General features: G+C 70.7%; 4 protein-coding genes. 3 read left to right on the top strand and 1 reads right to left on the bottom strand.

The features are described 5' to 3' along the window. The 3 genes from C5O18_RS06280 to C5O18_RS06270 form a co-directional block, all read left to right on the top strand. Positions 1-636: flavin monoamine oxidase family protein (locus C5O18_RS06280; protein ID WP_206389761.1), on the top strand; the 636-nt coding region annotated here is incomplete at its 5' end. Positions 637-642: 6 nt separating this feature from the next. After that, positions 643-1,689 carry an efflux RND transporter periplasmic adaptor subunit gene (locus tag C5O18_RS06275; protein ID WP_105192465.1) on the top strand — a complete coding sequence of 349 codons (1,047 nt, stop codon included), beginning with the start codon at positions 643-645 and terminating at the stop codon, positions 1,687-1,689. After that, on the top strand, positions 1,686-4,796 hold the full coding sequence (locus tag C5O18_RS06270; protein ID WP_105192462.1) for an efflux RND transporter permease subunit: 3,111 nt from the start codon (positions 1,686-1,688) through the stop codon (positions 4,794-4,796). The genes C5O18_RS06275 and C5O18_RS06270 overlap by 4 nt, the downstream gene beginning before the upstream one ends. An 88-nt stretch (positions 4,797-4,884) precedes the next feature. Here the strand turns inward: C5O18_RS06270 and C5O18_RS10425 are convergent. Beyond that, positions 4,885-5,214: alpha/beta hydrolase (locus C5O18_RS10425; protein ID WP_206389760.1), on the bottom strand; the 330-nt coding region annotated here is incomplete at its 5' end.

The raw sequence follows: 5,214 nt of genomic DNA, 5'->3' as shown, positions 1-5,214 counted from the left end.
CGCGTGATCGTCGCCATTCCGCCGGTGCTGGCCGGGCGCATCCGCTATGCCCCCGCGCTGGACGGCCTACGCGACCAGCTCACCCAGCGCGTGCCCATGGGCACCGTGATCAAGGTGCAGTGCGTCTACCCGACACCGTTCTGGCGCGCCGCCGGTCTCAGCGGCCAGGCCACCAGCGACACCGGCCCGGTGCGGCTGGCGTTCGACAACTCCCCGCCGGATGCCTCGGTGGGCGTGCTCATGGGCTTCATGGAAGGCGATGACGGCCGCGCCTTGCTGCGCGCCACGCCCGAGGCCCGGCGCCAGGCCACCATCGCCTGCTTCACGCGCTATTTCGGCGAGCAGGCGGCGGCGCCGCTGGAGTACATCGAGCAGAGCTGGGCCGACGAGGAGTGGACGCGCGGCTGCTACGCCGGCTACTTCCCGCCCGGTGTCTGGTCATCCTGCGGGGTGGCGCTGCGCCAGCCCTGCGGCCGCATCCACTGGGCCGGCACCGAGACCGCCGAGGCTTGGTGCGGCTATTTCGACGGCGCCATCCGCTCCGGCGAGCGCGCCGCCGCCGAGGTGCTGGCGGCGTTGCCCGCCGCCGCTCCGGCGACCCTTTCCGATCCCTCCGAATTTTCCGCCTGCGAGTGACACGTCATGAAGTTGAAGACCGTGCTGTTGTGTTCCCTGATCCTGGCTGCCTGCGGCAACAACGAGTCCGCGCGGCAGCCGGAAGCGCCCTGGGTGCGCACGCATGTGGTCGGTGGCGCCGACGGTCTGCAGCTGGCGCTGACCGGCACCGTGCGCGCCCGCTACGAGACTCCGCTGGCATTCCGCGTCGGTGGCCAGATCAGCACCCGCGGCGTCGATGCCGGCCAGCAGGTGAAGGCCGGGCAGGTGCTGTTCCGACTCGATCCGCGTGACCTCGCCGCCAGCCTGCAGGCGGCCTCGGCCGAGCGCGCCGCCGCCAAGGCGGCCTGGGACACCGCGCACGCCGACACCGAGCGTCACCGCCAGCTGTTCGAGCAGGGCTTCGTGAGCCGGCAGATGCTGGAGCGCGTCGAGCTCAGCGAGCGCGAGGTCAAGAGCCGCCTGGATGCTGCCGAATCGCACTGGCAGCAGGCGCGCAATGCCACCGCCTACGGCGTGCTGCGCGCCGATGCCGCCGGCGTGCTCATGGATGTCACCGGCGAGCCCGGCCAGGTGGTGGCCGCCGGCCAGGCCGTGGCGGTGCTGGCGCAGGACGGCGAGCGCGAGGTCGAGGTGTTCTTCCCCGAGTCGGTGCAGGCACCGCCGGCCGGCATCATCCGCCATGCCGATGGCGCCAGCACCGATCTGCAGCTGCGCGAGGTCGCCGGCGCGGTCGATCCGTCCAGCCGCACCTGGCGCGCGCGCTACCGCCTGCTCGGCGACGGCGCCGCCCGCCAGGCCCTGGGCACGGTGCTGAGCGCGCGCTTCACGCTCGCGCATGCGGCGATCAGCGACAGCCTGGAGGTGCCGCTGGGCGCCCTCGATGAGCGCGGCCAGGGCCCGCAGGTCTGGCATATCGTCGAGGGCAAGGCGCAGCCGCTGCCGGTGCGGGTGCTGACCATCGGGCCGGAGAGCGCGCGCATCCACGCCGAGCTGCCTGCCGGCACGCGCCTGATCGCGCTCGGCACCCACCTGCTGAAGCCGGGCATGGCGGTGCGGGAGCTGGAGCAGTGAGTTTTCCCAACCTGTCCGCGCTCGCCGTCCGCGAGCGCGCCATCACCCTGTTCTTCCTGCTGCTGTCGGTGGCGGCGGGGGTGCATTCCTTCTTCGCCATGGGTCGCGCCGAGGATCCGGCGTTCACCGTGCGCGTGATGATCGTGTCGGCGATCTGGCCCGGCGCCACGCCGGAGGAGATCCAGCGCCAGGTCTCCGACCGCCTGGAGAAGCGCATCCAGGAAGTCGAGAACGTCCTCAACATGGAGAGCGTGATCCACCCGGGACGCGTCGACATCATTGTCGAGTTCGAGGACTACACGCCCAGCGAGCGCATGCCGCAGCTGTTCTACGAAGTGCGCAAGCGCATGCAGGACGAAGCGCCGTACCTGCCGGCCGGCGTCATCGGCCCGATCTCCAACGACGACTTCGCCGATGTCTATTTCAGCCTGCTGTCGCTGTCGGCGCCGGGCCTGCCCATGCGCGAGCTGGTGCAGGTCATGGAGGGTGTGCGCGATCGCCTGCGCCAGGTGCCGGGTGTGCAGAAGGCGCTGATCCTCGGCGAGCGCAGCGAGCGCGTGTTCCTCGAATTCGACAGCCTGCGCCTGGTCAACCTCGGCATTTCGCCGCGCGAGATCTTCCAGGCCATCGAGGACAACAACACGCTGACGCCGGCCGGCCGCATGGAAACGAAGGGGCCGCGCGTCTACCTGCGCCTGGACAGTGACCTGTCGGACCCGGAGAAGCTCGCCGAGGTGCCGATCCGCGTCGGCGGCCGGCTCATGAAGCTGGCCGACATCGCCACCATCCGCCGTGGCTACGAAGAGCCGCCGAGCTACCTGGTGCGCTCGCGCGGGCAGGACGCGATCCTGCTCGGGCTGGTCATGCACAAGGGCGAGAACGGTCTCGAACTGGGCGAGCGCCTGGCCGAGTTCGTGGCCGCCGAGCAGGCGCGCCTGCCGCTGGGCATGACCTTCGAGCCGCTGACCAACCAGGCCCACGCCATTTCGGCGGCGGTCAACCTGTTCCAGTTCAAGTTCCTGGTCGCCATGATCGTGGTCATGGCGGTGAGCATCCTCGCCATCGGCCTGCGCGCGGGACTGATCGTCGGCATCGCGATTCCGGTCACGCTCGGCCTGACCTTCCTGGTCATGCGGCTCATGGACATCAACCTCGACCGCATCACCCTGGGCGCGCTCATCCTGGCGCTGGGCCTGCTGGTCGACGACGCCATCATCGCCATCGAGATGATGATCGTGAAGATGGAGGAGGGCTGGGACCGCATCCGTGCCGCCACCTACGCCTGGCAGGTCACCGCCGCGCCCATGCTGTTCGGCACGCTGGTGACCGTGGTCGGCTTCGTGCCCATCGGCTTCGCGCAGTCCGGCGTCGGCGAGTACACCGGCAACATCTTCTGGGTGCTGGGCATTTCGCTGCTGGTGTCGTGGCTGGTGGCGGTGACCTTCACGCCCTACCTCGGGGTGAAGATGCTGCCGGCGCCGAAGCACGCGCCGGCCGCCACGGCAGGTGGCGAGGGCGGTGCCGGCGGGCATGGCGCGGGTGAGCACGGCGGCATCTACCAGACGCCGGGCTACCGGCGCCTGCGCGCGCTCATCACCTGGTGCGTGACCCAGCGCCGCAAGGTCGTGTTCGGCACCCTGGGCCTGCTGGTGCTGTCCGGCCTGGCCATGCTCGGCCCGGTGCAGCAGCAGTTCTTCCCCAGCTCCGACCGCCCGGAGGTGATGATCAGCGTCTACCTGCCGCAGGGCACCTCGATCGCGGTCACCGACGCCACCACGCGCAAGCTGGAGGAGATCCTCAAGCCCATGCCCGGCGTCGAGTCGCTGCTGACCTATGTCGGCGGCGGCGCGCCGAGGTTCTTCATTTCCATCCTGCCCGAGCAGCCGGACCCGGCGTTCGCCAAGCTGGTCGCGGTGGCCACCGACACCGCCGCGCGCGACCGCATCATCGCGGCGCTGGAAAAGCACATCGCCGATGGCGAGTTCCCCGAGGCGCGCGTGCGCGTGTCCAGCCTGCTCTACGGTCCGCCGGTGGTGTGGCCGGTGAGCTTCCGCGTCATCGGCCCGGATGTCACCGAGCTGCGCCGCATCGCCACCGAAGTGCGCGAGATCATGGCCGCCGACCCGGCCATCCGCGATGCCCATCTGGAATGGGACGAGCGCGCGCCGGTCATGCACGTGAGCATGGACCCCGACCGCCTGCGCCTGATCGGCATGACGCCGGCCGAGGTCGCGCGCCAGCTGCAGTTCGAGCTCGAGGGCGCGCCGGTGACCGCGCTGCGCCAGGGCAACCGCACGGTGGATGTCTACGCCCGCGGCTACAGCAGCGCCGATGCCCGCCTCGCCGGGCTGGAGCTGCGCACGCTCGACGGCCGCAAGGTGCCGCTGGCCCAGCTCGGCCGCATCGAGGTGCGCTACGAGGAACCGGTCATCAAACGCTACAACCGCGTGCCCTACATTCCGGTGCATGCCGACGTGGTCGGCGCGCAGGCCAACGACATGACGCTGGCGGTGTGGAAGCGCCTGGAAAAGCTGCGCGCCTCGCTGCCGCAGGACTACCACATCAGCATCGCCGGCAGCGTCGAGCAGTCGGCCAAGGCCAACACCTCGATCGAGCGCATGCAGCCGGTCATGGTCGCGCTCATGCTGATCTTCGTCATGCTGCAGATGCGCAGCTTCGCCGGCACCTTCATGGTCGTCGCCACCGCGCCGCTGGGCATCATCGGCGCGGTGCTGGCGCTGCTGCTGTTCGGCCAGCCCTTCGGCTTCGTGGCGCTGCTGGGGCTGATCGGGCTGGCCGGCATCCTCATGCGCAACACGCTGATCCTGACCCAGCAGGTCAGCGACAACCTGAAGGATGGCATGGCGCCGGTCGTGGCCGTGGTGGAGGCGGCGGTGCGTCGTGCCCGCCCGGTGGTGCTGACCGCGCTGGCGGCCATGTTCGCCTTCGTGCCGCTGACCTTCGACGGCTTCTGGGGGCCGCTGGCCTTCGTGCTGATCGGCGGCGTGGCCGTGGGCACGGCCATCACCCTGCTGTTCGTGCCGGCGCTCTACGCCATGTGGTTCCGCTTCGGCCGCGAGGCCGGCGACGGGAACGGCACAGCCTGACGCGGCAGCGCCGCGCCGGGTGGTTCACGGCGCGGCGCTGCGGGGCAGGGCGGGGCGGGGGGCTGGGCGGGATGACTGCCGGCCGCGCTCAGCGCGCGTCCAGCCAGCCGATGATCTCCTGCACGCGGGCATCACCGCCTGGTTCGAACATCATCATGTGGGCATGCTCGGCGTATTCGCGGTGGTCGATGCGCGGCGCGCCGCCGTACCAGTCGGCCATGGCGCGCCCGGCGGCGGCGGGCACGATGCGGTCATCGGCGCCGGCCAGCGACAGCACGGGGCAGGTCACGGCCGCCTTGTCGACACGGTTGCTGCCAGCCAGGTTGAGCGGGCCGAAAGCGACCTGGTAGGCCGCGCGACCGGACTCGGCGATCAGCAGCTGGTAGCAGGCGGGCTTGTCGGCGGCATCGAGCCGGTT

The organism is Amnimonas aquatica (assembly GCF_002943415.1).
In the GTDB taxonomy this organism is placed as follows: Bacteria; Pseudomonadota; Gammaproteobacteria; order Pseudomonadales; family Moraxellaceae; genus Perlucidibaca; species Perlucidibaca aquatica_A.
The sequence above is the reverse complement of the archived record's forward strand: the minus strand, read 5'-3'. Positions and strand labels throughout refer to the sequence as shown.

Excerpts from the sequence above, each read along its gene's own strand:
- C5O18_RS06275 (WP_105192465.1), top strand. The coding sequence starts at position 643 with ATGAAGTTGAAGACCGTGCTGTTGTGTTCCCTGATCCTGGCTGCCTGC.